This window comes from Candidatus Blastococcus massiliensis AP3, assembly GCF_000582785.1.
GTDB lineage: Bacteria > Actinomycetota > Actinomycetes > Mycobacteriales > Geodermatophilaceae > Blastococcus > Blastococcus massiliensis.
On sequence record NZ_HG931174.1, the window covers coordinates 831,899 to 857,671 of the forward strand.

Sequence of the window (25,773 nt, forward strand, 5' to 3'; positions counted from 1 at the left end):
AGGGCCTGGTGCATCACCCGCACGGACTGATCGCGGGGTGTCCCTGAGTGGGCCGCTCCGGGACGCATCCTGCCTGGAGTGGGAACCGGCGCTTTCTGGGCCCCACGTGCACTCGCCGGTAGGAAACCCTCTGCGCCTGGGCCCGCTCGGCCCGGCCGTGCCGGGCGCCCCCGGCCTGACCGTCGACAGCCCCGGACGGGGGCCGAGCCGATGCCGCGGGACCAGGGCTGGACGTGGCGCTCCCAGCAGGGTCTCCCGCCCCGCGTCCCTGGGCCCGGCACGAGGCGGTCACCCCCGCGTCGTACCGTCGGCCCGTGACCTCCCTCCACGACCAGCGCTGGCTGCGGCTCGACGGCACCGCCAACACGCGTGACCTGGGCGGACTGCCCACGACCGACGGCGGCCGCACGCTGTCCGGCCGGGTGCTGCGCAGCGACAACCTGCAGGGCCTCAGCGACGCCGACGTCGGCCGGCTGGTCGACGGGATCGGCCTGCGCGAGGTCATCGACCTGCGCACGTCCGCCGAGGTGCTGCTCGAGGGCCGCGGGCCGCTGCGGTCACGGCCGGAGGTGACCCACCGGCACTTCACCCTGCTGCCCGAGCGCGGCGAGTACACCGACGTGTTCGCCGTCGAGGAGGACGAGGTGCCCGACCTCCCGGCCGGCTGGCTGGAGTCGGTGCTGCCGCGTCAGTTCGCCGAGCACGACGAGAGCGAACCGCCGCCGGTGCGCAGCTACATCGGCTACCTCACGCACCGGCCGGAGGCCGTCGTCGCGGCGATGCGCGCCCTGGCCGCGCCGGTCGAGGGCGCATCGGTGGTGCACTGCGCGGCCGGCAAGGACCGCACCGGCGTGGTGGTCGCGCTGACCCTCGCCGTGGCCGGTGTGCCGCACGAGGAGATCGCGATCGACTACGGCCTCAGCGGCGACGTCATCGACGCGATCGTCGCTCGACTGGCCGCCACCAGCACGTACGGCGGGGACATGGCCGGGCGCGACCCGGCGACCCACACCCCGCGCCGGGAGACGATGGACCGGGTGCTCGCCCTGCTGGACGAGCGGTACGGCGGTCCGATCGGGTGGCTGACCGAGCACGGGTTCGGGCGGGACGAGCAGGCTGCGCTCCGCGCCCGACTGCGCGACTAGGTCGACGCCTGCTGCTTGTGCCGGTACATGGCGGCGTCGGCTTCCCGGAGCAGGTCCTCCGCGCCGGCGCCGGGCCGGTGCACGGCGATCCCGACGCTCGTGCCGACCGCGATCGCGCGGCCGTCGAGCCGGAACGGCTCGTCGAAGCAGTGCAGGACGCGGTCGGCCAGGCTGCGCGCGGCGTCGGCGTCGTCGAGGCCCGGGAGGATGATCGCGAACTCGTCGCCGCTGAGCCGGCCGACGGTGTCGCCCGGGCGGATCGCGGCGCGCAGCCGGGCGGAGACCTGGCGGAGCAACTCGTCGCCGGCCGCGTGGCCCATCGTGTCGTTGACCTGCTTGAACCGGTCGAGGTCGCAGAAGAGCACGGAGACGAGCGTGCCGGGATCGGCTGCCGCGAGCTCCTCGACCAGCCGGTCGAGGAACAGCACCCGGTTCGGCAGCCCGGTCAGGGCGTCGTGGGTGGCCTGGTGCCGCACGGTCTCGAGCAGCCGGGCCCGCTGGAGCGCCGAGGTCGCCTGGTCCCCGACCCCGCGGAGCCGGTCGAGCACGTCGCCGGTCAGCTCGTCGTGCGTCTCGCCGGTCCCCCAGCTCGCCGTGGCGACCCCGAGGAACACGTCACCGGCCACCAGCGGCAGGACGACCACGTCGGAGACGCCCATCAGCGCCAGCAGGTCGCGGAGCACCGGGCTGCTGGAGGCGCTCTCGAGCACAAGCGGTTCCCGGGCGCTGAGCATCTCCATCAGTTCGGGCGTGTCCTCCGGGCGCAGTGCCGCCTCGGCGAAGACCGCCTCGAGGCCCGGATCGGGATTCACCGACGCGTGCGCCCTCAGCTGTCCCTCGGCCGGGTCCCAGAGCATGACCGAGGCACTGCTGCACCCGACGACGACGGGGAGCGCGTCGACGACGACGGTGCAGATCGCGTCCACGTCGGGGGCCGCCGCCAGCTGGTGCGCCAGAGACAGCAGCGCGCCGGCCCGGCTGGCCTCCAGCCGGACCTCCTCGAGGGCGATGATCAGGTCGAGCGCCGCGGCGGCGTGCCCGGCGTAGGCCGCCAGCATCGCCGCCTCGTCGCCCATGGGCTCGTCACCCGGCCGGTAGAGCGCCGCCAGCCGGCCGTGTGCGCGGCGGGCCGAGGCAACGGGGACAACCACCGCGCCGGCACCGAGGTCCTCCCCGGCCAGCAACGTGGTGACCAGCCCGGGGACGACGTCCTCGGGCAGCCCCGCGCTGTGGACGAGGGCCGGGCCGCCCCACGGCGCCTCCACGGCCAGCAGGTAGGAGGGAGCCAGGACGGCCTGCGCCGCGCGGGTGACGATGCGGCGCAGCATGGTGTCGAGGTCGTCGCTGGCCACCAGGTCGGTCGCTGCGGACTGCAGGATCTGCAGCTGCCCGCGGAGCGCGTGCAGCTCCGGGTCCACCGTCGGCGTGCCCCGCCGTCGCCACGGCAGGCGTGACCGGCGGGCCCACGCCACCTGGTAGACGCAGGCGTCGAACCCGTCGGACTGGCACTCCTCGTGGACGATGTCGGCCGGCGGGAGCGAGAAGATCACCGGCACCGTGCTGAGCAGACCCTGCGTGTAGCGGCAGTCCAGCCGGGAGTGCGGATAGCCGTCGTGCAGCCGGTATCGGATCGTGGCGGACGTCCCGCCGGCCTCGAGGACCTCCATGGTGGAGGTGGTGCTGAACTTCTGGACCGCGCGCGGGAGCTTGCCGAAGACCTGGCGCGGCGAGCCCATGGTGCGCAGGAGGATGACCAGGGAGTGCGCCAGCCCCGTCTGCAGCGCCGCGGCACCGACCTTGAACATGGCGTCGGGATCGCCGAGGACCGCGGTGGCGGCTGCGAAGAGCCGGATGCGCGTGTCGTAGCTCCACCAGCGGGACTGGTCGTCGAGCTCGGCGGCCGACGCCGGCACGTCCGCCTGCCGTATCAGGTCCGCGACGGCGCTCTCACCGGCGGTGGAGCGGACGTAGCGCAGCACCCCACCGGTCGTCGCGCCGGAGGTCTCACGGGCCTCCGCCACTGCGCCTGTGTCGCTCACATGTTCCAGATCGGCCGACTCGGCCGTCGACCTGAGAGGGCCACCCCTTTCGGGGGGCGAGGACCGCGACGGCCGCGCGCACGGGCGACGTCGTCAGCCGAGCGGTCGGGCGGCCCGGCGGTCCTGCTTGTGGCGGTACATGGCGGCGTCGGCCTTCTTGAGCAGTTCCTCCGCGGTGGTGCCGGACTCGTGCACCGCGACGCCCACGCTCGTGCCGACCGCCACCTCCCGGCCCTCGAGCCGGAACGGCTCGGCGAAGCACTCCTCGACCCGGGCCGCGAGGCCGTGTGCGTCGGCGGCGTCGGTCAGGCCGGGCAGGATGACGGCGAACTCGTCGCCGCTGAGGCGGCCGACGGTGTCACAGGGCCGGATAGCGGCGCGGAGCCGCGCGGCGACCTGGCGCAGCAGTTCGTCGCCCGCGGCATGCCCGAGGGCGTCGTTGACCTGCTTGAACCCGTCGAGGTCGCAGAACAGGACCGACACGGGTGCGCCGGACTCCGATTCCTCGAGCGCGCTGAGCAGACGCTCCAGGAACAGCACGCGGTTGGGCAGCCCGGTCAGGGCGTCGTGGGTGGCCTGGTGCCGGACCGTCTCCAGCAGGCGGGCCCGCTGCAGCGCCGACGTCGCCTGGTCGCCGACACCGCGGAGCCGGCCGAGCACGTCCCCGCCCAGCTCCTCGGCGGCCTCCCCCGACTCCCAGCTGGCCGTGGCGACACCGAGGAAGGTGGTGCCGGCCACCAGGGGGACGACGACGACGTCGGTCACGTCGATCTGGTCGAGCATGGCGCGCAACCCCGGGCTGCTGGTCGCGTGCTTGATGATGCGCGGCTCGCGCGTGGTGAGCATGTCGACCAGCTCGGGGGTGTTCTCCGGGCGCAGGGGCGTCTTGCGGAAGACGTGCCGCTCGGGCCGGTGGACGTTGATGGAGCCCTGCGCACGCAGCGTCCCCTGGGCGGGGTCCCAGAGCATGACCGCGGCACTGCTGCACCCGACCACCCGCGGGAGGGCCTCGGCGACGACGGCGCAGATGCCGTCGGCCTCGGTGGTGGCGGCGAGCTCGTGCGCCAGCGACAGCAGCGCACCGGCCCGGCTCGCCTCGAGCCGGGCGTCCTCCAGGGCGATCAGCAGGTCGAGGGCCGCGGCCGCGTGCCCCGCGTAGGCGGCCAGCATCGCGTGCTCGTCCTCCGTCGGGTCCTCCGAGGAGGGGAAGAGGGCCGCCAGCCGTCCGTGCCACCGGCGCGCCGACGCCACGTCGACGACGACGGCCCCGGGGCCGATGCCCTGTCCGGACAGGAGCCGGGAGGCGAGGTCCTGCACCTGGGACTCGGGGATGCCGGCGCTGTGCACCAGCGGCGGGCCACCGTCGGGGGCCTCGACGGCGAGGAGGTGGCCGGGCGCCAGGACCGCCTCGCCGGCGCGCGCGACGATCCGGCGCAGCACGGTGTCGAGGTCGTCGCTGCCCACCAGATCGGTGGCCGTGGACTGCAGGGTGCGGAGCTGCCCGCGCAGCGCGCTGAGCTCGGGGTCGATCGCGCCGTCCCCGCGGCGGCCGCGTCTCAGGCGGCGCCGTCGCTCCCAGGTCACCCGGTAGACGCAGGCGCGGCCGTGCCCGACGAGGCACTCGGCGGAGGCGATGGAACCGGGCGCCAGGCCGAAGATCTCGGGGATGGTGGTCACCAGCCCCTGGGTGTAGTCGCAGTCCAGCGGCGAGTGGGGGTACCCCTCGGCCAGGTGGATCGCGACGGACGCCGACGTAGCCGTCGACTCCAGGAGCTCCATGGACTGGACCGTGGTGAACTTCGCCGCGGTGCGGGGGAGCCGGCGGAAGACCTGGCGGGGCGTGCCCAGGGCGCGCAGGACCAGGACCAGCGAGTACGCGACCTTGTTGCGCAGCGCCGCCGCACCCACGTCGAACATCACCCGCGGGTCGTCGAACACCTCGGTCGCCGCCTGGAACAGGCGCACCCGGGTCTCGTGGCTGAACCAGCGGGACTGGTCGGCCAGCTCGTCGGCGGTCGCAGCCACACCCGCCCGCTCGATCAGCCGGGCCACGGCCTCGGGACCACCCCGGTCGCGGACGTAGGTCAGCAGCCCAGCGGTCGTGACACCGGACGTCTCGCGCGGCTCGGCCGCGCCACCGTCCGGGTTCCCGTGCTGGTCTGCCTCCACATTCCGCAGATCGGCAGCCAGGGCCGAATCATTAGCCGGGACGACCCCGACGGGTGAGGACATCGGAGGGGGCAACGCCCCCGCCGGTCAGCGCAGCATGTACGAGTTGTGGCTGGCCAGGGTCAGGAGCTCGTCCCGCATGGCCGGGCTGCTGCTGCGCGCCAGGGCCTGGTCGATCGCCCGCCGGGTTCGCGCGGCCTGGCGCCGCTGCCGCCAGCTGGACGTCACGCTGTTCATGGGTCATGCCTCTTTCCTCGGAATGATGGACCTACATCCGTAGCAATGCAGGTGGTATCGACAGTATTCCGAGGATCATTAGGCGGAGGACCAGACAGGCCGAGCTTTCCTCATCCCAGCGGGTGAGTCGCGTCACCAGGGCCGGACGCGACGGCGCCCGCCGTCCCGGAACCGGGAGGGCGGGCGCCGTGGAGCCGCGATCGCTCGCGTCAGCTGGGACGCTCGACGTCCCCGCGCCACGCACCGGTCTCGGTGCCGCGGCTTTCGATGAACTCCTTGAACTTCTTCGCGTCGGCCTTGATCTGGCGGTCGTCGAAGCCCAGGGCGGCGCCGGCCTTCTCGACCAGACCCTCGGGCTCCCAGTCGATCTGGATCATGACGCGCGTCTTGGCGTCGTCGAGGCGGTGGAAGGTCACGACCCCGGCGTGCTTGGCCTCGCCGCCGGTGCTGGTCCAGGCGACCCGCTCCTCGGGGTGCTGCTCGGTGATCTCGGCGTCGAACTCACGCTTCACGCCGTCGACGTTGGTCACCCAGTGGGTGTGCGTGTCGTCGATCTGCGTGATGCTCTCGACCCCGCCCATGAACTGGGGGAAGGACTCGAACTGGGTCCACTGGTCGTAGGCGACGCGGATCGGCACGTCGACGTCGACGGATTCCTGCACGCTTGCCACGTGTCTCAGCTCCTCGTGATCGCTTGATCGGTCGTGTGCGACCTACCCCGCGGATCCGGCTGCGACACCTGAACTGCGCTGGTCAGGGCCGCGCAGTCGGCCGGTCGTCGCGGCGCTGCAGGGCCACGGCGCGGACCTGCAGCACGCACACGGAGAACACGACGACCAGGGCCATCAGCCGCACGAAACCCAGTCCGATGTTCGCGCCGCCGTCCCCGCCGAGTGCCACCACGTCGGCCAGCACGATCACCACCATGGCGGCCACCACCGCGAATCCGGACCGGCGGTCCGCGCCCTTCGTCCTCGCCGGATCACCGGCCATGGCGAGCAGCAGCATCCCCCCGGTGATCCCGGCCAGGTAGCCGAGCGCCTGGACGACCCATCCGGCGACGCTCTCCTCGCTCGCCGGAAGCCGGCCGTCGAGCACCGTCGCGAGGACCGTGGCGACGGCGAACAGGGTCAGGGCGGCGAGGGCGGAGGTGCGTCGGTCCATGGCGGACATCCTGCTGCCCGGGCCGCCGGTCAGAACGCCAGCGCCGAGCCGGGGTCACCCAGAAGTGCCCCGACGTCGGCCAGGAACCTCGAGCCGAGCTCCCCGTCGACGATCCGGTGGTCGAAGGACAGCGCCAGCGTGGTGACCTGCCGCGGCCGGACCTTCCCCTTGTGCACCCACGGCATCTCCCGGACCGCTCCGAAGGCGAGGATGGCCGCCTCCCCCGGGTTGAGGATCGGGGTCCCGGAGTCGACGCCGAAGACGCCCACGTTGGTGAGGGTGATCGTGCCGCCGGTCATGTCCGCGGGCGGCGTGCGCCCCGCCCGGGCGGTCTCGGTGAGGTCGCCCAGCGCAGTGGCGAGCTCGGGCAGGGAGAGCCGGCCGGCGTCCTTGATGTTCGGGACGACGAGGCCGCGGGGCGTGGCCGCAGCGATGCCCAGGTTCACCTGACCGTGCACCACGATCTCCTGCGCCGCCTCGTCCCAGCTGCTGTTCACCATCGGGTGCCGCGTGGCCGCCAGCAGCACCGCCTTGGCGACGAACAGCAGGGGACTGACCTTGAGCTCGGTGAACTCCGGCCGCTCGGCCAGGCGGCGGCGCAGCTTCATCATCCGGGTCACGTCGACGGTGAGGAACTCGGTGACGTGCGGTGCGGTGAAGGCGCTGGCCACCATGGCCGCGGCGGTGTGCTTGCGCACGCCCTTGATCGGGATCCGCTGCTCCCCCGCGGTGCCGGCTGGTTCATGGCCAGCGGGAACGGGGGTGGCCGTGCGGAACGCGTCGACGTCGGCCCGCGTGATCACCCCGCCCGGGCCGGTCCCGAGAACCTCGGCGAGGTCGACGCCGCAGTCCTTGGCGTACTTGCGCACCGGCGGCTTGGCCAGCGGGCGCGGGCCCCGTCGGCCGGGCGCGACCGGTTCCGAGGGCGCGGCAGCCTCCTGGAGGGCACGCGCCTCCGCCTGCCGGCCCAGCTCCAGGCCGCCGTGGCGCACCGGCTTGGTGCGTGCGTCCGGGGCGGTGGGCAGGAGGGGGACGCCGTCGGTCTCCGGAGCGGGCGCCGCGGCGGGCAGAGCGCCGGCTCGCCGGGGACGGCGGCGGGCCTCCGTGCTGCGCGGCCCGTAGCCGACCAGCACGGCGGTACGTCCACCCGGCGCCGCCTCCTCGGCCGCGGCGGGGTCGGAGGGGGCGTCGGACGGGGCGGACGACCCGCCGACGTCGATGGTGATGATCGGCGTCCCCACCTCGACCATGTCCCCGGCGGCGTGCAGCAGTTCGGTGACCGTGCCGGCGTAGGGGGACGGCAGCTCGACCGCCGCCTTCGCCGTCTCGATCTCGCACAACGGCTGGTTGACGGTGACCGTGTCGCCGACGGCGACCAGCCACTGCAGGATCTCGCCCTCGGTCAGGCCCTCACCGACGTCGGGGAGCCGGAACTGCCGCAGCGACGTGCTCGTGGACGTCATCTCAGAACTCCATCGTGCGGTCGACGGCGTCCAGCACCCGGTCGAGGTCGGGGAGGTATTCCTCCTCGAGCTTCGCCGGCGGGTACGGCAGGTCGTAACCGCCGACCCGCAGCACCGGCGCCTCCAGCGAGTGGAAGCACGTCTCGGTGACGCGGGCGGCGATCTCCGCGCCGAGGCCCAGCGTGATCGGCGCCTCGTGGACGACGACGCAGCGACCGGTGCGCCGGACCGAGGCGTAGACCGGGTCGAGATCCAGCGGCGAGACGCTGCGCAGGTCGACGACCTCGAGCGAGCGGCCCTCCCCCTCGGCCGCCTCGGCCGCCTGCAGCGCCGTCTTCACCATGGGGCCGTAGGCGAGCACGGTGACGTCGTCGCCGGCGCGCACGACCCGGGAACCGAACAGCGGTTCGGGCGTGGCGTCCGGGTCGACCTCCGCCTTGTCCCAGTACCGGCGCTTGGGCTCGAGGAACACGACCGGGTCGGGGGAGGCGATGGCCTGCTGGATGCCCCAGTAGGCGTCGACGGGGTTGCTCACCGCGACGACCTTGAGCCCCGGCGTGTGGGCGAAGTACGCCTCCGGGCTCTCGCTGTGGTGCTCCACGGCTCCGATCCCGCCGCCGAAGGGGATGCGGACGACGATCGGCATGGTCAGCGTGCCCTTCGACCGGGCGTGGATCTTGGCGACCTGCGTGACGATCTGGTTGTAGGCGGGGAAGACGAACCCGTCGAACTGGATCTCGCAGACCGGCCGGTAGCCGCGCATGGCCAGGCCGACGGCGGTGCCGAGGATGCCGGCCTCGGCCAGCGGGGTGTCGACGACGCGGTCCTCCCCGAAGTCCTTCTGCAGCCCGTCGGTGATCCGGAAGACGCCGCCGAGGCGGCCGATGTCCTCGCCCATGAGCACGACCTTGGGGTCGTCCTCCATCGCGCGGCGCAGGCCGAGGTTGAGCGCCTTGCCGATCGTGAGCGTCTCGGTCACTGCGCCGCACCACCCTCGAAGCCGGCGCTGTAGGCCTCGAACTCGGCCTTCTGCGCGGCCAGGTGCGGGGTCTGCTCGGCGTAGACGACGTCGAACATGTCGCTGGGCCGCGGATCGGGCATCTCCACCGTGCCGCGGCGGATGCGCGCGGCCAGGTCGTCCGCCTCGGCCTCGACCGCGTCGAAGAAGTCGCCGCCGGCCAGGCCGCCGCGGGACAGGTAGGACCTGAGCCGGGCGATCGGGTCGCGCAGCTTCCACTCCTCCACCTCGCCGGACATCCGGTAGCGGCTGGGGTCGTCGGAGGTGGTGTGCGCCCCCATCCGGTAGGTGAAGGCCTCGATGAAGCTGGGGCCCTGACCCTCGCGGGCGGCGGCCAGGGCGGCCCGGGTCACGGCGAGCACGGCGAGCACGTCGTTGCCGTCCACCCGGATACCGGGGAAGCCGAAGCCGGACGCCCGCTGGTACAGCGGCACCTTCGACTGCCGCTCCAGCGGTGCGCTGATCGCGTACTGGTTGTTCTGGCAGAAGAAGACGACGGGGGCGGCGAAGCTGGCCGCGAACACCATCGCCTCGTTCACCTCGCCCTGGCTGGTCGCGCCGTCGCCGAGGAAGGCGAGAACGGCGCTCTCCGCGCCGTCGCGCTGGACGCCCATCGCGTAGCCGGTCGCGTGCAGGCACTGGGCGCCGATGACGATCGTGTACAGGTTGAAGCCGCGCTCGAGCGGGTTCCAGCCCCCGTTGTCGACGCCGCGGTACAGGCTCATGACGTGCAGGGGGTCCACGCCGCGGGTCCAGGCGACACCGTGCTCGCGGTAGGTGGGGAAGGCCATGTCGTCGTCGGCCATCGCGCGGCCGGCGCCGACCTGGGCGGCCTCCTGGCCCAGCAGCGAGGCCCACAGGCCCAGTTCGCCCTGCCGCTGCAGCGCGGTGGCCTCGGCGTCCCAGCGGCGGACCAGCGCCATGTCGCGGTAGAGGGCGCGCAGCTCGTCGTCGCCGATGTCCAAGGCGTAGTCGGGGTGCTCGACCCGCTCGCCCTCGGGCGTGAGCAGCTGCACCAGCTCCGGCTGGGACGGCAGCTGCGGTGGGGAGCTCCGCCCGCCGGAACTCCGGTAATCGGACCGGCTCTGGACCAGGGACTCGTCGCGCAACGCCGTCACAGCTCGCTCCTCGCCGTCTGCCGCTGCGGCCGGGGTCACCGGCACCTCGCGGAGGTGGACGTGTGTGGCACCGGGGTGTGGTGCCGCTCACACATCCTGACATGCCGCCCCCGGGGTCGGACAAGATCACCACGCCGATGCACCGCCGCGGCTCGCTCATCGGGAGGAGTCCGGGTGCTGGCGCCGGCGACCCCTCAGGAGGAGGCTCCCGGAATGCGACGCACCGGGGTCCTCGTGCTGCTCGGCGCCCTGCTGGGGGCGCTCTTCGTCGTTGCGGCCGCCCCCGCGCAGGCGTGCAGCTGCGCCGAGGCGACGGCGGCGCAGTACCTCGAGTCGGCCGACGCCGTCTTCACCGGGCGGCTGGTCTCCCGCGAGGCCCCGGAGGAACGGATCACCAGCGCCGATCCGGCGCTGCACGTGTTCGCCGTGGACACCGTCCACAAGGGTTCCGTGACCGAGCGGCAGGAGATCCTGTCGCCGATGTCCGGCGCGTCGTGCGGCCTGGAGATCACGGACGACGGGCCGGTCGCCGTCTTCGCGAGCCGAACGCCCGACCCCTACATCAACGGTGAGGCGTCGGCTGCGGACGACCAGTACTTCGCCTATCTCTGCGACGGGACGGGGCCGCTCACCCCGGAACTCGAGGCGGAACTGGCGGCGCTGGGGCCGGCGAGCGCTCCGGCGCCGGCGCCCGCTCCGCCCGAGCCGCGAGCGGCCGCGACTCCGACGGACGACGGCCCGGACGACGACGGCCCGCTCGCCGCGATCCTCGTCGCTGCCGCTGCCGCCCTGCTGGGGGCCGGGGCACTGCTGGTGCTGCGTCGTCGCAGGGGCTAGCGCCTGCGGATCCGGACCGGCCCGCGCGCCGTCGCGACGTCGACGACCTCCCCGCCCTGCGTGACCTCGACCATGCCCGCGGCCGCCAGCCGGCCGGCGGCGTCGCGGGCGGCCGGCATGAGCGGGCGCCAGTTCTCGGGATCCACGGCGCGCGCCGCCTCCGAGGGGCAGATCGTGGCGCCTGCCTTCCGCTGGTCGAGCAGCCCGGCGATCGCCTCCTCGAGCGTGCGGTCGATGTCCACGCAGTCCACCCTGCGCGTGCGGCGGCCCGCTCGCCACGAGGACCGCTGACCGGGCGCGTCGCCGCCGGGTGACCGGGTACGGACGTCGCCATGGCGAAGCGGACGGCGATCGGGACGATCGGCAAGGGCAGGCGCGGGATCAGCAGCGCCGGCTGGGCGCTGCGCGGCGCAGCGGCAGGGGCGGCGGCCAGCACCGCCCTCAACGCCGTCACCTACCTGGACATGGCGGTGCGCGGCCGCGGCAGCAGCTCGACGCCGGAACGGACGGTGGAGAAGCTGGCGGAGAAGGCGCACGTGCCGATCCCGGGCGACGGCGACACCCGCGAGAACCGCGTGCAGGGGCTCGGACCGCTCACCGGGCTGGTGGCGGGCGTCGGCGTCGGCGTCGTCGTCGGGCTCGTGCGGGCGGCCGGCTACCGGTCGCGACCCACGGTGGGAACGCTGCTGACGACAGCGGGCATCCTCGTCGCCGCGAACGGCCCGATGACGGCGCTGGGCATCACCGATCCGCGCACCTGGTCCCGGACGGACTGGATCAGCGACCTGGTTCCGCACCTGGTCTACGGCGCCGTGCTCAAGAAGACGATGGACGCCTTCGACCCACCGTGAGCATGATCGTCCCGTGGCGACGATCACCAGCGAGGCCCAGCTGCGGGAACTGCTCGGCGAACCGGTCCCGGCGGCCCTCGCCAAGGAACGGACGGCGCTGCACGAGCTCGACCGGGCCTGGCTGGCCGCCTCGCCGTTCTGCCTCGTCGCGACCAGCGCCGGCGACGGCTCCTGCGACGTCTCCCCCAAGGGCGATCCGCCCGGCTTCACCCTCGTCCTCGACGACCGGACGATCGCGATCCCCGAGCGGGCCGGCAACCGGCGGGCCGACGGGTACCGCAACATCCTCGCCAACCCGCACGTCGGGCTGATCCACCTCCTGCCGGGACGCACGGACACGCTGCGGATCAACGGCCGGGCCCGGCTGGTCACCGACCCCGACCTGCTCGACCGCATGGTGGTCAAGGGACACCGCCCCGTGCTCGCCGTCGTCGTCGAGATCGACCAGGTGTTCCACCACTGCGGCAAGGCGTTCCTCCGGTCCCAGCTCTGGGATCCGGAGAGCTGGGACACCGAGGCCGTCCCGACGCGGGCCCGGATCGCGCACGCCATGGAGCGCCGGGACGAGCCGCTCGAGGAACTCGAGCGCTACTACTCCCCCGCCACCTACTCGGCCGGCCTCTACCCGAGCGCCTGACCCGACGACTCAGCGCCAGCCGGCCTCGTCCACGCCGCCGGGCACGGGTGCCTGCGGGTCGTACGGCGTCCGTGTGAAGACGAACGTGCCCAGGTCGAGGTGGTCGGCGGCGATGCGCAGGGTCTCGCCCGCGTAGTAGCCGTCCAGCCCCACCCAGCGGCCGTCGTCGGCCCGGGCGAACCGGCTCGCCCTCCCGGCGCGGCCGGGCAGCGGCCCCAGGTGCAGCATCCCGCCGGGCACGGCGCGCAGGACGCACGGCACCGGCCCCCAGAACCACACGCCGAGCACCGCCAGCGGCACCGGCGCGGGCGCGGATTCCCAGGGCTCGACGATCCGGGGCTCCGCGGTCCGCAGGTCCGCCAGCAGCCCGAAGACCACCGGCTCCACGCCCGCCGTCGCGTTGGCCAGGGAGACGGCGCCGGTCTGCTCGTCGCGGTCGACGAAGACGCCGGCGAGGAAGCCCGGCATCGAGCCGCCGTGCCCGACCAGCGTCCGGCCGTCGATCCGCAACACCTGCACGCCCAGCCCGTACGCGGCCCAGCCGGGCACCGAGGAGTCCACGCCGGCGGGCACCGTCATCTCCTCGAGGGTCGCCTCGTCGAGGACGTCGGCGGTGTCCCCGAGCAGGAAGGCCGCGAACCGGCCGAGGTCGGGAAGCGTCGCCCAGAGCTGGCCGGCGGCCGCCATGGCGCCCGCGTGGTGCTCCGGCTCGCGGAGGACGACGTCGGCCCACGGGTGGACCGCGAGGCCCTCCGCCGCCGGCGCGACCGGGCGCGGGGTGGTCCGGTCCATGCCCAGCGGCGCGAGCACCTCGGCGCGGACGACGTCGTCCCACGAGCCGCCGCGCAGCCGGGCGACGAGCTCGCCGAGCAGGCCGAAGCCGAGGTTGGAGTAGTGGAACCGCCGGGCGGCCCCGAGGACGACGTCGCCGGCGTCCAGGCCGAGGTCGTCGAGCGCCCCACCGGCCGTGCGCTCCCACCACCCGCCCGGACTCTCGGCCGAGGCGCCGGAGAGGTGCGAGAGCAGCTGCCCGATCGTGCGGTCCCCCAGGGGCGTGCCGGGCAGGTGCCGCTCGAGGGGGTCGTCCAACGACAGCCGGCCCTCGTCGCGCAGCCGCATCACCACGACGGCGGTCACCGTCTTGCTGATCGAGCCCAGCCGGTACTGGACGTCGGTGTGCGGCTCGGCCACCGCGCCGCGGCCTGCCGACCACGCCAGCTCCCCGTCGCGCACGACACCCGCGACGAGGCTGGGAGCACGACCGTCGCGCTGCGCGCGGGCGACGCGCGCCAGCATCGTGCGGGCGGTGCCGGGGAGGACGGGCTCGGGCATGACGGCGACCGTAACCCTCGCCCCGCAGGTCAGGCGGTGGGGACGGCGTCCGCAGCGGGGAGGCGGCCGGTGCGGGTGGCCCAGCGCTCGAACCAGACGGTGACCAGCGGCGGCACCGAGGCGGCCAGCGCCAGCACCGTCGTGGCCGGCGTCCAGCGGAGCACCCGGGAGGCGAGCAGCGCGACGACCACGTAGGCCACGAAGATCCCGCCGTGGATGGGCCCGAAGATCTTCACCCCGATCTCGGAGGTCTCGGGCACGTACTTGACGAACATCCCGATGAGCAGACCGAGCCAGGAGAACGCCTCGGCCACGGCGACGATGCGGAAGGCGGTGGCGGCGGTACGGGGAGTCACGCGCACGATCCTCCCCGACCGCTCCGTCGGGCCGGGCCCACCCCCGAGGTGAGGTTGCCTACGTTGAGCGCGTGCGGGGACCGGCGCGGCGCGAGTTCTGCCTCGTGCTGCTACGCCGGATGGCCGACATCCGGCCCGACTTCGTCTCCGATGCGCTGCCCCGGCTGGGGGCCACGCGCGCCGAGGCCCACGCCGCGCACACCCGCTGGCAGCAGAAGGACCCCGTCCCTCTCACACCTCGCAAGCTCGGCGCGAGCCTCCGGACGGGGCCACGGGACGCCTGCGGATAAGAGGAAGGGCGCTTCGGCGACCTGGACGTGCAGGTCCGGCGCTGGCCGCTGCCGCTCTGGCCGCACCTCTACTGGGAGGTGCTCACCGGGCCCGGCGGATCGGTGCTGAACGAGCACCTGGTGCGGATGCCCGGCTCGCCCGTGCCACCGGCCTCCGCGGACGGGCTGCTGGTCTGGGAGCACGTGCTGGACGACGTCATCGGCCTGCCCGGTGCGGAGAGCGTGGGCACCGGCGTCGTGACCAGATGGGAGGTGCGGCTCCCCGGCGGCGTGCGGACGACGTTCGTCTGGGGCCTGCTCCAGCGGGTCAGCGGCCCCGAGTGAGGCCCGGTGGGATCAGGCGGAGATGCGGCGGGCGCCGGCGTAGCCGCCCACGGCGTCGACGGGCGCGGTCTTGACGACGTCGCCCGACGTCGGGGCGTGGACCATCTGTCCCCCGCCGATGTAGATGCCCACGTGGCTGACCGGGCTGTAGAAGAACACCAGGTCGCCGGGCTGGAGGTCGGCGCGGGCGACCGACTGGCCCATCCGCGACTGCAGCCGGCTCGAGTGCGGCAGGCTGATCCCCGCCGCGCGGAAGGCGTACTGCGTGAGACCCGAGCAGTCGAACGACCTGGGGCCGCCGGCGGCCCAGACGTAGGGCTTGCCGCGCTGGGCCATGGCCGTGTCGACGGCGATCTGCGCGGCCCCGCTGTTCGCCACCACCGGGGCGGACGCCTCGGCCAGCGGCTCGGTGCGCTCGGCGCGGCTGGCCCGCGGGGAGTGCGCTTCGGCGGCAGCCGCTGCGACCGCCTGCCGCTCCTGGGTGCTCAGCCGGTCGTGGATGGCCTGGAACTCGGCGATCTGCCGCTGGAGCTCGGCCTGCTTGGCGGCGACGGCGTCGTACTGACGCTGCGCCTCGGCGACCGAGGCCTGGACCTGCGCCTGGGCCTCGACGGCGGCGGCGTTGGCGCCGGCGGCACGGCCGAGCAGCTCGTTCTGGTGTCCCGCGACGTGCTGCAGCGTCGACATGCGGGTCACGAACTCGTCGGCCGAGCCGCTGATCATCAGCGCCTCGAACGAGGTGAGCCCCGTGCCGGTGTAGGCGGTGCGCGCGACACCGCGGACGCTCTCCTGCGCGGCGGCGAGGGCGGCGGTGGCCCGGTCGAGCTCGGCCTGGGCGGCCTCGGCGGCGGCCTGCTGGCCCCGGAGCGTCTCGCGCGCCTCGTTGAACTCCTCGGACAGCGCCTCGAGGTCGTGGCCTCGGGCGGCCACGAGCTCCGCCGCCTCGGCCGAGGTCGACGGGTCGCCGGGGGCGGCCGCCGCGGGGACGGTCGCGAGGAGGATGCCGAGGGCTCCGACGACGGCCACGACGGCCCGTCGGGCGGTGCGGCGAGCGGGGTGCAGAGCCATGTGCCGCGGCTCTCCGATCTGTGTGCGATCCCGGCCGGGCTGTCACCCTGGCGGTGACGGAGCGCCCCGGCGGGCACACAGACGGTAAGTCTCGTTATCGAGCCGTGACAACAGGTAATAACAAGATTGTTGTTTGCCGATACGCGCGCGCGGGCACCAACGCCCGTTGACCCAGGTCAGCGTGACGGACCCGTCCGCGTCCGCTCCGCGGCCTTCGTCCCAGGGGCCTCAGAGTTCACGGGCGCGGCGCCGTTTCGACAGGCCACCCTCCGCGCACTACGGAGGCATGGACCTCCGCCGCCCCCTCCTCCTGCTGGCCGTCGCCGGGTCGCTGGTCGCCTGCGGCGACAACACCGACCTGCAGCGCGGTGAGACCAACTGCGACGCCCAGGGCGAGGAGGCGAGCAACTCGCAGGACGCGAGTTGCGAGGAGACCGGCAGCAACGACGCCGGGTGAGCCGGCGCGCCTCCCTGTCGCCCGGCTCCGCCCGCCAGTGGGCCCGCGCCCTCGTCGGAGGTGTGCGCCACCGGCTGCGGGGCCGCGACCTCGCGCTCATCGCCGCGGGGCTCACCTTCTACGCCGGTATCGCTGTGGTGCCGCTGCTGGTCCTGGCCTTCTCCCTCACCGCTCGCCTGACCTCGCCCGAGCGCGTGAGCGACCTCGGCGAGCGGCTTTCCGACCTCCTGCCGCCCGAGCTCGGTGCTCCCGACGCGGTCGCCCGGCTGGTGGACGCCGGCGTCGACCTGAACCCGCTGCAGGGCCTGCTCGCCCTCCTGCCCATGTCGCTGTACGGCGAGGGCCTGCGCCGGGCCCTGCTGCGCTTCAGCCACCGCGAGGAGGGGATGACCGCGTGGCGCGGCCGGCTGGCCGCCCTGCCGCTACTGCTCCTCGCGCCCTTCCTGCTCTACCCGCTGCTGCTGGCCGGCGCCGCCATGGCCGGTCTCGCCGACAGCGGGGGCGCCTGGGCGACGGTCGGCCGGGTCGCCGTCGGTTTCTACGCGGTCCTGGCCGCCCTCACGCTCCCGCTGGCCTGGGGGTTCCGGGTCGTGGGCGGCGGAAGGGTGCGGTGGCCGGCGCTGGTGTGCGGCGCGCTGTTCACCGCGGCGTGCCTGTCCGGCTTCCTGCAGGGCTTCGTGCTCTTCCTGTCCCTGCCGCTGGACCTCGGCGCCCCCTTCGGCGGGCTGACCGTGGTCGGCGGCGTCGTCGCGCTCGGCCTCTGGCTGTGGCTGCTGCACCTCGTCCTGCTCGCCTGCTGGCTGCTCACCGGCTCGCTGGACGAGCTGCTGGAGCGCCGGCGAGCGGCGCCGGCAGGTCACCCCGGTGCAGGACGACCAGCGTGCTCACCGCCCGGGTGAGGACGACGTAGAGCCGGTGCAACCCGCGCGGCTCGGCCGCCACGATCGCCGCGGGGTCGACCACCACCACCGCGTCGAACTCCAGCCCCTTGGCCAGCGTCGCGGGCACCACGGCCAGGCGGGCCGGGGGTTCGCCGTCGTCGGCCAGCGGGACGGCAGGCAGCCCCGCGTCCGACATCATCGCGACGACGTCGGCGACGGCGTCGTCGGCACAGACCACCCCGATCGACCCCGGCACCGCGGACAGTTCTTCGACGACGTCGGCCAGGGGCCCGGCGAGCTCGGTCACCGGACGCACGCGGAGCGACCCCGGCTCCCCGCGGACGGCGGTCGCGGCCGGCAACCCCGGGGCGATGAGCGGCAGCAGCCGGTTGGCGTAGTCGAGCACCTCGGCCGGCACCCGGTAACCGCGGGTGAGCGGGCGGACCACGGTGCCGGGACGGCCGAGCCCGGCCAGGGTCTGCCCCCAGTCGGCCGCCGACCAGGGGCTGGTCGCCTGGGCGAGGTCCCCGAGCACGGTGAGCGACCCCGCGGCGAGCCGGCGGGCCACGGCGCGGCACTGCATCGGCGAGAGGTCCTGCGCCTCGTCCACGACGACGTGCCCGTAGCCGGGCGTCCGCTCGAGCAGCCCCGCCACCTCGTCCACGAGGACGGCGTCGGCCTCGGTCCAGGGCGCCGAGCGGATCGACCGCGGGGCCTTCTCCCACCGCAGCAGCGCCTGCTCGGCGTCGTCGAGCAGGGCGCGCGCCGCGCGGGCCAGCAGGGCGGGGTCGCTGTACAGCGCGGCCAGGACGCCGGCGGCGTCCTGCGCGGGCCAGACCAGGTCGCAGAACGCGCGCACCTCGGGACTCCGCGCGGCCCGGCGGGTCTCCGCGTCGGTCGGACTGCCGCCGGCCGCCTCCTTCTGGCGGCGGGCGTCCTCGGCCAGCATGAGGGCCAGCCGCTCCCGGCCGGCGGCATAGTGCAGCGACTGCTGGTCGTCGTCCGCCCGGGCCCGGCGGCGCAGGTCGTCGACGTAGCGCTTGAGCCGCTCGACGGGCACCCGGTAGCGGCGTCCCGTCAAGGGCACCAGCACGTCGTCGGCCGGCTTGCGGATCTCGCCCCACAGCGCGCGGCGCAGCACCTCGGCCATCCGGCCGTCACCCTTGAGGACCGCGGCCCCGGGGGCGTCGACCGCGCGCACCGGCACCCGGCCGGTCAGGTCGGCGACGGTCGACTGCGCGACGTCCACCTCGCCCAGGGTGGGCAGCACCTGCTCGATGTAGCGCAGGAAGGCGCGGTTGGGCCCGACCACGAGGACGCCGGTGCGGGACAGCTGCCCCCCGTGCGTGTAGAGCAGGTAGGCGGCCCGGTGCAGGCCGACGGCGGTCTTGCCGGTACCCGGGGCACCCTGCACGCAGATCGACTCGGCCAGTGGAGCCCGCACGATGTCGTCCTGGTCGGGCTGGATGGTCGCCACGATGTCGCGCATGGGCCCGCTGCGCGGTCGCTCGATCTCCGCGCGGAGGAACTCCCCCGGTCCGTCGTCCCCCGCCTCGAGGAGCTCGTCCTCGTAGCCGGTGAGCTCGCCGCCGGCGAACCCGAACCGGCGACGGCGGGCCACGCCCTGGGGATCCGCGGCGGTGGCCTGGTAGAACGGCCGGCTCATCGGGGCGCGCCAGTCGATGACCACCGGATCGCCGGCGTCGTCGCGGACGTGCCGGCGGCCGATGTGGAAGGTCTCCGGGGCAGGGCCTGCGGCGTCGGTGCGGCCGAAGAACGGGGGGACGCCGGGGTCGGCGGCCAGCGCGAGCAGCCGTTCGGCCCGGGCGGCGCCGAGGCGCTCGGAGGCCCAGGCGTCGACACCGGCGTCGGTCACCGCTTCGGTGGCGTCCCGCATCCGGGTCAGGCACTCGGCAGCGCGGTGGAGGTGGGCCCGCTCGGCGGCGAGCACGGGGTCGGGGCGGATGTCGTCGGGGGCAACGGTCTCGGGGCGAGCAGCGGGAGACACGGTCGGAGGACGTTACGCCGCGACCCGACGCCGGTCGAGCGCATTCCGTCGTGCAGGTCACACCCCCGTGCACCGGGCCGCGGCCGCGGCCGCCAGGGTGGGGGCATGACCGACACGATCCCCGACTCGATGCTGGCCGGCCGCCTCGACGTGCGCACCCGTGAGTTCACGGTGAAGGAGGTGGCGGTTCCCCGCCCCGGTCCCGGCGAGGTGCTGATCCGGGTGGGCGCCGCGGGCATCTGCCTCTCCGACGTGCACCTCATCGAGGGCTCGCTCTCGCCACTGTTCCTGGAGGGTCCCGAGGTCACGCTGGGCCACGAGGTCGCGGGCACGGTCGCGTCGCTCGGTGCCGGCGTCGAGGGCTGGGCGGAGGGCGCTCGCGTGCTGCTGCAGGCCGGCGAGCAGCGCAACGGCTGGGTGTACACCCGCGGGGTCGACTACGACGGTGGCTGGGCGGAGTACGCGCTGGCCACGGCGACGACGCTCGTCGCCGTCCCCGACGACCTGCCGCTGGAGCAGGCGTGCATCGTGCCCGACGCGGTCTCGACGCCCTGGGCCTCGATCGTGGAGACGGCGGGTGTGCGGGCCGGCCAGTCGGTGGGGGTGTGGGGCATCGGCGGGCTCGGCGCGCACGCGGTGCAGCTGCTCCGGCTGGCCGGCGCGGCGCCGATCGTCGCCGTCGACCCGGTGCCGGCCGCGCGGCAGCGCGCCCTGGACTTCGGCGCCGACCTGGCCCTCGACCCGGCCGACGACGTCGCCGCTGCGGTCCGCGAGCTCACCGGCGGACCGGGTCTGGCGTACGCGTTCGACTTCGCCGGTGTGGCCGCCGTCCGCGAGCAGGCGGTGGCGACGCTGGAGCGCAACGGCTCACTGGTGCTCGTCGGGCTCACCGACCATCCGCTGAGCATCGAGAAGGGGACGCAGTTCAGCTACTTCGGGCAGCGGATCCTGGGGCACTACGGCTCCGGGCCGGGTCACGTGGATCAGCTGGTCTCACTCATCCGGCACCACCGGCTCGACCTGTCCGCGTCCATCTCCGGGACGCTCCCGCTCGCCGACGCCGCCGACGGCGTGGCGCGCCTGGCGAACAAGGACGGCAACCCGATCCGCCTCGTCCTGACGCCATAACACCGTCGTCCTCCGGACGACACCGCGGCCACGTGCCATGACCGGTTTCATGGAGCGCGTCGGTCACGCCTGCGCGGGAGCCTCCGGCCCCCACTCGGCGCGCAAAGAAACAGCGGTACATACGACAGCGACGCGAGAGCCGCCTCTCGGCAGTTCTCGCGTCGTCGTCGCGGCCCTCGCTCGGCGAGGACGGAATGGCTCAGCTGTGGGCGCGGAGAATCCGGCCCAGCTTGGCGATGAAGCGCACGCCGTCGCCCTGGTACGACCCCATGGGGGCGCGGTCGGCCTGGAAGTAGGACGGGTCCGCGAAGAGGATCGGCGCGAAACTCATCGGGATGTTGCCGAGCGTGCTGGGCCTGTGAGCGGTCTGCGGTCCCATGACTCTCTCCTGACAGATGTCGGTGGTCGTGATTCGCATCGGCCACGCTTGGTCGTTCCTTTAGTAGTTAACGCCCGCTGTAGCGCACGGATCCCGCGCGCAGCTGAGATCTCGCTCACTAAATACGTTGAAAGTGGCCCAGAACACGCATTTTCCGTGTCCGCCGACACACCGCGCCATTCCACAGCGCCATTCCGGACCATTCCGGCCGCAATTCAGGGGCGGTCGGAGGGCTCCACGATCGTCACCTCGACGGCGCGGAACCGACCGGGGGTCTCGAGCAGCACCGCCTTGGTGGGCTCGCCCACGTCGAGGTGCGGCTCCCGGCGCAGGACGGCCAGCGGAGCGAGCCGCCGGTCGGCGAGCACCTCCTCGACCAACCCCCTGTCGCCACCGGTGAACAGCGCCACCACGTCGGCGACGTGCGGGAGCAGCACACGCGCGGCGGTGTCGGCGGCCGAGGCGACGACGGCGTCGGTCTGGTGGCCGCGCCGCCGGGCGAACCGCTGCTGCGACCACCCGCCGGCCGCCGTCCGGCCCTGCACCTGCCGGGCGTCGACCTTGGACACGACCAGCCGCTCGCCGTCGAACACTCCGACAGCCCACCGGCCACGGCGGACCAGCAGCACCGCGGCCGTGCGGTCGACGCGAGCGGCCGCGGTGAAGCTGCCGAGCACCGGTTGCTCCGGCGTCCAGCCGAAGGGGGCGCGCAGGGCGACGGTGGTGCTGTCCGCGCAGGTGAGCCGCACCGTCCCGTCGGTGTCCGGCGAGACGTCGGTGAAGGCCCCGTGCCGCGCGGCGACCCCGTCGAGCCACGCGCCCAGCCGTGCGGGCGCGACGCCCAGCCGGCGCCCGCCGCCGGCGGCGGGCCGTGGCCGGGTCATCGGCAGCGGAGGGACAGCAGCCGGTCCAGCACGTCTCCGGTGCGCAGGCCGTCGTGCTCGTACTCGTTGGTCACCCAGGTGCGCACGTTGCCGACGGCGTCCGCTGTCTCCAGCGAGAGCCCGGCGTCGACGTACATGTCGTCGACGTAGACCGCCGCGTCGACCGGCACGTCGTTGGCCGCCAGCCGGGCCGGGTCGTACAGCGGTGTGAACTCCTCGATCTCGGCCAGCGCGTGCGCCGCCGGTCCGAACGGCCGCAGCGAGGCGATCTCGTCGAACATCCAGGGGTGGATCATCTCGCCGGTGAACAGCAGCGGCCGCCGGTCGCCGTCGAACTCCGGGCCGCGCTCGGCCTCGGCCGCCCATCCGGTCCGGCCCGCTCCGGACGCGTAGATGCTCTCGTGCAGGGCGGCGTAGAGCGGGTTGTCCCAGTAGGACGTCCGCCGGGCGACCTGGTCGAGGAAGGTGTCGGACAGGCCGTCTCCTTCCAGCGCCTCCTCGAACAGCCAGTGCAGCTCCTCGGCGCCGGCCTGGGTGCCGAGGACGTGCCCGAGGGTCTGCAGCCTTCGCACGCCGAGCCGGTCGCCGTCGGGCAGCGTCGCCGGCTCGGCGGCGAGCCGGTCGGCCACCGCGCCGACGCGGGCGACGTCGCCCGGATAGCGCTCGTAGAACCGGCCGACCTTCGCCGCCACCCGCGGATACGTGCGCCGGTAGAGCTCGCGGGCGTCCGGCCGGAGCGAGGGCAGACCGCCGGTGATCAGGCAGCGCTCCAGGGCGTCCGGTGCGCGGGAGAGGTAGGTGAGGGTCAGGAATCCCCCGTAGCTCTGGCCCAGAGTGGTCCAGCGGCGGCCGCCGTACAGGGTGGTCCGCACGTGCTCGGCGTCGGCGACGATCGAGTCGGCCCGGAAGGCGAGCAGGAACGCGGCGGCGGCCCGAGGGTCCTCGAAGCGCCGCATGGTCGCGCCGGTGACCCGGGAACTGCGGCCGGTGCCGCGCTGGTCGAGGAGCACCACGCGGAAGTCCTGCAGCGCGCGCGGGATCCAGCTGCCGCGGGTGGGCCGGGGCGACTTCCCACCGGGGCCGCCCTGCAGGAAGAGCAGCAGCGGCAGGTCGGCGTCGCGCTGGTCGGGGTGCACCAGCTCGCGGACGAAGACGGTGATCGTCTCGTCGTCGGCCCCGGTCCGGTGCAGGGGAACGGTCACCGACCGGTCCCGGACCACGGCGCCCGGGAGCTCGTACCGCTCGTCCATCAGCGCACGAGCGCCGCTGCCGAGGCGTGCTCGGCCGGCACGTGCAGCACCCGCTGGCCCAGCGCCACGACGACGGCGGCGAGCGCGGCGGCGAGGGTGGCCACGGCGAGGGCGGCGTTCGCTCCGGAGACGTCCACGATCTTGCCCGAGAAGGCTGCGCCGACGGCGACCCCCAGCGCGAGCGCCGTGCCGATCCAGGTGAACGCCTCGGTGACGGCCGCCCGCGGCACGAGCAGCTCGGCGAGGGTGAAGACGCTGATCAGCGCCGGCGACACCGCGACGCCGGCGAGCACCACGAACGGCACCATCAGCCAGACCTCGCCGACCAGGAGCAGCGGGGCGCTGAGCAGGGTCAGCAGAACGAGGACCCCGGCCAGCCGGTGGCGCAGCGGCAACCGCCAGTTCACGACGCCCCAGCCGATGCCGCTGATCATCGAGCCGACGGCCAGGCCGGCGATGAGCACGCCCGACATCGGCCGCTCCCCCACCTCCTCCGCGAAGGCAACGAGCGAGATCTGCAGGGTGCCGAGGACCGTGCCGATGGCGGCGGCCACGACGAAGAGCACCTTCAGCCCGTCGGACCGCATGGCCGAGGTGGTGACGCGGTGCTCGTCCGCGGTCGGTTCCGGCTCGGTGCGGCGCTGCGCTGCGAACAGCAGGCTGCCGACCGTGGCCAGCACGAAGGCGGTGACCAGGCCGGAGGTCGCATGACCGGTGGTGGACAGGATGGTGACCAGTACGGGCCCGAGCACGAAGACCATCTCGTCGACGACGGACTCCATCGCCAGCGCCGTCGGCAGTCGGTGACTGCCCCGGAGCAGGTGGGTCCAGCGGACGCGGATCATCGAGGAGACCGGCGGGAGGCAGGCCCCGGCCAGCCCGGCGGTGACGAAGACGAGGAGCAGCGACCAGTCCTGGCGGACGGCGAACAGGAATCCGGTTCCGGAGACGACGAAGACGCCGAGGACGGGCAGCAGGACCCGGCGCTGGCCGTGTGCGTCGGACAGCCGGCCGATGAACGGGCCGGCCACCGCCGTCGTCACCGCTCCGACCGCCGCCACGGCACCGCCGAGACCGTAGGAGCCCGTCTCGGAGGCCACGAGCAGCACGCACCCCAGCCCGACCATGGACAGGGGCAACCGGCCGATGAACGCCGCGAGCACCATGGGCAGGGCGTGCGGCGTGCGCAGCACCTGCAGGTAGGGATTCGCCACGTGGGGAAGAGCCTCCGTCGAACGGGTTGCGGCGCTTCCCACGCTAACCGACCCCCGTCGGGGTCACCGGGCGAACGGCTGAGCCGAGGGCGGCTCCTCGTCCGGGTGTTCCGGCCCTCAGCGGGCGTAGGCGGGGCCCACCTCGGCGAGGAAGGTGTCCCAGTTCCCGGGGACCGGGGAACCGGCGACCTCGCTGCCGAACTTGTCCAGGTACCAGTGCCAGCCCATCGCGAAGTCGGTGACGTCGGCCTCGGCGCCGAAGACCTGCACGAACCGCAGCACGGTGCGGCCGTCCTCGGTGGCGAGGTCGAGGTCCACCCGCCAGGCGTCGGTGTCCTCCTGCACCCACTGGACGACCAGCCGCCGCGGCGGCTCGCACGCGACGATGGTCATCTGCTCCCCCGCGGGCTCCTCCTCGTGGGTCATCGTGAACGTGCCGGTGGCGCCCACGGCGCGCTCCCCCTCGTAGGTGCCGATCCACCGGGCGAGCCGGTCGGGCTCGGTCAGCGCGGCCCACACGTCCTCGATCGGGTCGGGCCAGGACCGACGGAACTCCAGGCGCTGCCGGCCGTCATCCAGCCGCGTGACGACGCCCCGCCGGCTCTCCAGGTGCTCGGTCATGCCGTTCCTCCGCTTCCTCGGGCCCGCCGGCCGCGGGCGATCTCGGTGTCCAGTGCGTCCAGCCGCTGGGCCCACAGGTCGCGGTAGGGCTCCAGCCAGTCGTCGATCTCCCGCAGCGGTCGCGGGTCCAGCGCGTACAGCCGGTGCCGGCCCTCGGTGCGCGACCGGACCAGGCCGGCCTCGCGCAGGACCCGCAGGTGCCGGCTGACCGCCGGGCGGCTCACGGGGAACCGGTCGGCGAGCTCACCGGCCGACACCTCGCCGTGCGCCAGGAGCGCGACGAGCTCGCGGCGTACGGGGTCGGCCAGGGCGGCCATCGCGTCCACGCCCGATGTGTAACACACGAGTTACGCATTCGCCCAGAGGTTTCCGCTCCTGGAGCGCCGGGGCACGTGATCGGCATGACGGTCACCGATCCCGACGTCCCCGATCCGCTCAACGACCCGCGCACGCTGCAGGCGGATCCCGGCGCGGTCGGGCAGGGCGCGGACCTCGCCTCGACGGCCGACGACCCCTCGGCCACCGGCGAGGACGAGCTGGGAAACGGGGAGCTGGGCGAGGAGACCGACGCCGATCCGTTGTGACGGATCGGTCCTCCCCGGGTACTGAGCGGCGGTCCGTACGACTACCGAGGAGGAACGATGGCCACCGGTGAGACCGGCTTCGAGGACGTCTTCTTCGACCTCGTCTCCGTCCAGTACCACTCGCTCAAGGCCGGGCACGACTACGGCCAGTACGTCCGGGATGCCGAGAACGCCGGCCTGGACGACATCGCGGCGTTCTTCCGCGAGGTGATGGAGCAGGACTCCGCCCGCGCGAAGCGCTGCCACGAGTTCCTGGGCCGGCTGCAGGGCACCGACCAGGGCGGTCCGGCGACGAAGTGACGTCGGGAGCACGATGAGC

Annotated in this window: 30 protein-coding genes; 11 read left to right on the forward strand and 19 right to left on the reverse strand. The window is 74.0% G+C overall.

Features of this window, described 5'->3' with window-relative positions:
- The first annotated feature begins 314 nt into the window (after nucleotides 1-314).
- Complete coding sequence (locus tag BN344_RS12480; protein ID WP_040338732.1) at nucleotides 315-1,145, forward strand: tyrosine-protein phosphatase; 831 nt, start codon at nucleotides 315-317, stop codon at nucleotides 1,143-1,145.
- On the opposite strand, the gene BN344_RS12485 is transcribed toward BN344_RS12480, so the two are convergent.
- The 8 genes from BN344_RS12485 to pdhA form a co-directional block, all read right to left on the reverse strand.
- On the reverse strand, nucleotides 1,142-3,166 hold the full coding sequence (locus BN344_RS12485) for a sensor domain-containing diguanylate cyclase (protein WP_040338733.1): 2,025 nt from the start codon (nucleotides 3,164-3,166) through the stop codon (nucleotides 1,142-1,144). The genes BN344_RS12480 and BN344_RS12485 overlap by 4 nt on opposite strands.
- 111 nt (nucleotides 3,167-3,277) lie before the next feature.
- Nucleotides 3,278-5,416, reverse strand: a complete 2,139-nt coding sequence (locus BN344_RS12490; RefSeq protein ID WP_081788576.1) for a GGDEF domain-containing protein — start codon at nucleotides 5,414-5,416, stop codon at nucleotides 3,278-3,280.
- 24 nt (nucleotides 5,417-5,440) lie between these two features.
- The gene (locus BN344_RS20320; protein WP_166518237.1) at nucleotides 5,441-5,590 is read right to left on the reverse strand and encodes a hypothetical protein; all 150 of its coding nucleotides are present in this window, start codon (nucleotides 5,588-5,590) and stop codon (nucleotides 5,441-5,443) included.
- 209 nt (nucleotides 5,591-5,799) lie between these two features.
- Nucleotides 5,800-6,261, reverse strand: coding sequence for an SRPBCC family protein (locus tag BN344_RS12495; RefSeq protein WP_040338734.1), 462 nt, complete (start codon nucleotides 6,259-6,261; stop codon nucleotides 5,800-5,802).
- A gap of 82 nt (nucleotides 6,262-6,343) precedes the next feature.
- A complete protein-coding gene (locus tag BN344_RS12500) occupies nucleotides 6,344-6,754 on the reverse strand; it encodes a hypothetical protein (RefSeq protein WP_040338735.1) in 411 nt (136 codons plus the stop codon).
- 29 nt (nucleotides 6,755-6,783) lie between these two features.
- Complete coding sequence (locus BN344_RS12505) at nucleotides 6,784-8,217, reverse strand: dihydrolipoamide acetyltransferase family protein (RefSeq protein WP_040338736.1); 1,434 nt, start codon at nucleotides 8,215-8,217, stop codon at nucleotides 6,784-6,786.
- Between the two features lies 1 nt (nucleotide 8,218).
- Complete coding sequence (locus BN344_RS12510) at nucleotides 8,219-9,196, reverse strand: alpha-ketoacid dehydrogenase subunit beta (RefSeq protein WP_040338737.1); 978 nt, start codon at nucleotides 9,194-9,196, stop codon at nucleotides 8,219-8,221.
- A complete protein-coding gene (gene pdhA, locus BN344_RS12515) occupies nucleotides 9,193-10,353 on the reverse strand; it encodes a pyruvate dehydrogenase (acetyl-transferring) E1 component subunit alpha (protein ID WP_197022307.1) in 1,161 nt (386 codons plus the stop codon). The genes BN344_RS12510 and pdhA overlap by 4 nt, the downstream gene beginning before the upstream one ends.
- A gap of 213 nt (nucleotides 10,354-10,566) precedes the next feature.
- Between pdhA and BN344_RS12520 the strand changes: the two genes are divergently transcribed.
- Nucleotides 10,567-11,190 carry a hypothetical protein gene (locus tag BN344_RS12520; protein WP_040338738.1) on the forward strand — a complete coding sequence of 208 codons (624 nt, stop codon included), beginning with the start codon at nucleotides 10,567-10,569 and terminating at the stop codon, nucleotides 11,188-11,190.
- On the opposite strand, the gene BN344_RS12525 is transcribed toward BN344_RS12520, so the two are convergent.
- Nucleotides 11,187-11,432, reverse strand: a complete 246-nt coding sequence (locus BN344_RS12525; RefSeq protein ID WP_051515850.1) for a DUF3253 domain-containing protein — start codon at nucleotides 11,430-11,432, stop codon at nucleotides 11,187-11,189. The two genes, BN344_RS12520 and BN344_RS12525, sit on opposite strands and share 4 nt — an antisense overlap.
- A 90-nt stretch (nucleotides 11,433-11,522) precedes the next feature.
- On the opposite strand from BN344_RS12525, the gene BN344_RS12530 reads away from it, so the two are divergent.
- Both BN344_RS12530 and BN344_RS12535 read left to right on the forward strand, forming a co-directional pair.
- Nucleotides 11,523-12,041 (forward strand): hypothetical protein, encoded by a 519-nt coding sequence (locus BN344_RS12530; RefSeq protein ID WP_051515851.1) that lies wholly within the window; start codon nucleotides 11,523-11,525, stop codon nucleotides 12,039-12,041.
- A 13-nt stretch (nucleotides 12,042-12,054) separates the two neighbouring features.
- Nucleotides 12,055-12,678 (forward strand): pyridoxamine 5'-phosphate oxidase family protein, encoded by a 624-nt coding sequence (locus tag BN344_RS12535; RefSeq protein ID WP_040338740.1) that lies wholly within the window; start codon nucleotides 12,055-12,057, stop codon nucleotides 12,676-12,678.
- A gap of 9 nt (nucleotides 12,679-12,687) precedes the next feature.
- On the opposite strand, the gene BN344_RS12540 is transcribed toward BN344_RS12535, so the two are convergent.
- A complete protein-coding gene (locus BN344_RS12540; RefSeq protein WP_040338741.1) occupies nucleotides 12,688-14,010 on the reverse strand; it encodes a serine hydrolase domain-containing protein in 1,323 nt (440 codons plus the stop codon).
- Nucleotides 14,011-14,039: 29 nt separating this feature from the next.
- The gene (locus tag BN344_RS12545) at nucleotides 14,040-14,366 is read right to left on the reverse strand and encodes a DUF3817 domain-containing protein (protein ID WP_081788577.1); all 327 of its coding nucleotides are present in this window, start codon (nucleotides 14,364-14,366) and stop codon (nucleotides 14,040-14,042) included.
- 71 nt (nucleotides 14,367-14,437) lie between these two features.
- Here BN344_RS12545 and BN344_RS19925 point away from each other — a divergent pair, with 71 nt between their 5' ends.
- Nucleotides 14,438-14,656: a hypothetical protein gene (locus tag BN344_RS19925; protein WP_155858864.1), complete on the forward strand. Its 219-nt coding sequence runs from the start codon at nucleotides 14,438-14,440 to the stop codon at nucleotides 14,654-14,656.
- A gap of 27 nt (nucleotides 14,657-14,683) precedes the next feature.
- Nucleotides 14,684-14,980 carry a hypothetical protein gene (locus BN344_RS19930; RefSeq protein ID WP_155858865.1) on the forward strand — a complete coding sequence of 99 codons (297 nt, stop codon included), beginning with the start codon at nucleotides 14,684-14,686 and terminating at the stop codon, nucleotides 14,978-14,980.
- Between the two features lie 12 nt (nucleotides 14,981-14,992).
- Here BN344_RS19930 and BN344_RS12555 read toward each other — a convergent pair whose 3' ends face one another.
- Complete coding sequence (locus tag BN344_RS12555) at nucleotides 14,993-16,048, reverse strand: C40 family peptidase (protein ID WP_040338743.1); 1,056 nt, start codon at nucleotides 16,046-16,048, stop codon at nucleotides 14,993-14,995.
- A 286-nt stretch (nucleotides 16,049-16,334) separates the two neighbouring features.
- Between BN344_RS12555 and BN344_RS19935 the strand changes: the two genes are divergently transcribed.
- Together BN344_RS19935 and BN344_RS12560 are read left to right on the forward strand one after the other, a co-directional pair.
- On the forward strand, nucleotides 16,335-16,505 hold the full coding sequence (locus tag BN344_RS19935) for a hypothetical protein (protein WP_155858866.1): 171 nt from the start codon (nucleotides 16,335-16,337) through the stop codon (nucleotides 16,503-16,505).
- A complete protein-coding gene (locus BN344_RS12560) occupies nucleotides 16,502-17,404 on the forward strand; it encodes a YhjD/YihY/BrkB family envelope integrity protein (protein WP_040338744.1) in 903 nt (300 codons plus the stop codon). Before BN344_RS19935 ends, BN344_RS12560 begins: the two co-directional genes overlap by 4 nt.
- Here BN344_RS12560 and BN344_RS12565 read toward each other — a convergent pair.
- A complete protein-coding gene (locus BN344_RS12565; RefSeq protein WP_231486758.1) occupies nucleotides 17,310-19,394 on the reverse strand; it encodes a HelD family protein in 2,085 nt (694 codons plus the stop codon). The genes BN344_RS12560 and BN344_RS12565 overlap by 95 nt on opposite strands.
- A 105-nt stretch (nucleotides 19,395-19,499) precedes the next feature.
- On the opposite strand from BN344_RS12565, the gene BN344_RS12570 reads away from it, so the two are divergent.
- On the forward strand, nucleotides 19,500-20,522 hold the full coding sequence (locus tag BN344_RS12570; protein WP_040338745.1) for a zinc-binding dehydrogenase: 1,023 nt from the start codon (nucleotides 19,500-19,502) through the stop codon (nucleotides 20,520-20,522).
- A 199-nt stretch (nucleotides 20,523-20,721) separates the two neighbouring features.
- Here the strand turns inward: BN344_RS12570 and BN344_RS21050 are convergent, their stop codons facing one another.
- The 6 genes from BN344_RS21050 to BN344_RS12600 all read right to left on the reverse strand — a co-directional run bounded on the left by BN344_RS21050 (nucleotide 20,722) and on the right by BN344_RS12600 (nucleotide 25,187).
- The gene (locus BN344_RS21050) at nucleotides 20,722-20,853 is read right to left on the reverse strand and encodes a hypothetical protein (RefSeq protein WP_269319903.1); all 132 of its coding nucleotides are present in this window, start codon (nucleotides 20,851-20,853) and stop codon (nucleotides 20,722-20,724) included.
- Nucleotides 20,854-21,116: 263 nt separating this feature from the next.
- On the reverse strand, nucleotides 21,117-21,785 hold the full coding sequence (locus BN344_RS12580; RefSeq protein ID WP_040338747.1) for an acVLRF1 family peptidyl-tRNA hydrolase: 669 nt from the start codon (nucleotides 21,783-21,785) through the stop codon (nucleotides 21,117-21,119).
- A complete protein-coding gene (locus BN344_RS12585) occupies nucleotides 21,782-23,035 on the reverse strand; it encodes an alpha/beta fold hydrolase (RefSeq protein WP_040338748.1) in 1,254 nt (417 codons plus the stop codon). The genes BN344_RS12580 and BN344_RS12585 overlap by 4 nt, the downstream gene beginning before the upstream one ends.
- Nucleotides 23,035-24,249: an MFS transporter gene (locus BN344_RS12590; RefSeq protein ID WP_040338749.1), complete on the reverse strand. Its 1,215-nt coding sequence runs from the start codon at nucleotides 24,247-24,249 to the stop codon at nucleotides 23,035-23,037. The genes BN344_RS12585 and BN344_RS12590 overlap by 1 nt, the downstream gene beginning before the upstream one ends.
- A 117-nt stretch (nucleotides 24,250-24,366) precedes the next feature.
- A complete protein-coding gene (locus BN344_RS12595; RefSeq protein WP_051515852.1) occupies nucleotides 24,367-24,870 on the reverse strand; it encodes an SRPBCC family protein in 504 nt (167 codons plus the stop codon).
- Nucleotides 24,867-25,187: an ArsR/SmtB family transcription factor gene (locus BN344_RS12600; RefSeq protein ID WP_040338750.1), complete on the reverse strand. Its 321-nt coding sequence runs from the start codon at nucleotides 25,185-25,187 to the stop codon at nucleotides 24,867-24,869. Before BN344_RS12600 ends, BN344_RS12595 begins: the two co-directional genes overlap by 4 nt.
- 84 nt (nucleotides 25,188-25,271) lie before the next feature.
- Here BN344_RS12600 and BN344_RS12605 point away from each other — a divergent pair, with 84 nt between their 5' ends.
- The gene (locus BN344_RS12605) at nucleotides 25,272-25,454 is read left to right on the forward strand and encodes a hypothetical protein (RefSeq protein ID WP_051515936.1); all 183 of its coding nucleotides are present in this window, start codon (nucleotides 25,272-25,274) and stop codon (nucleotides 25,452-25,454) included.
- 57 nt (nucleotides 25,455-25,511) lie between these two features.
- Nucleotides 25,512-25,754: a hypothetical protein gene (locus tag BN344_RS12610; RefSeq protein WP_040338752.1), complete on the forward strand. Its 243-nt coding sequence runs from the start codon at nucleotides 25,512-25,514 to the stop codon at nucleotides 25,752-25,754.
- Nucleotides 25,755-25,773: the final 19 nt, after the last annotated feature.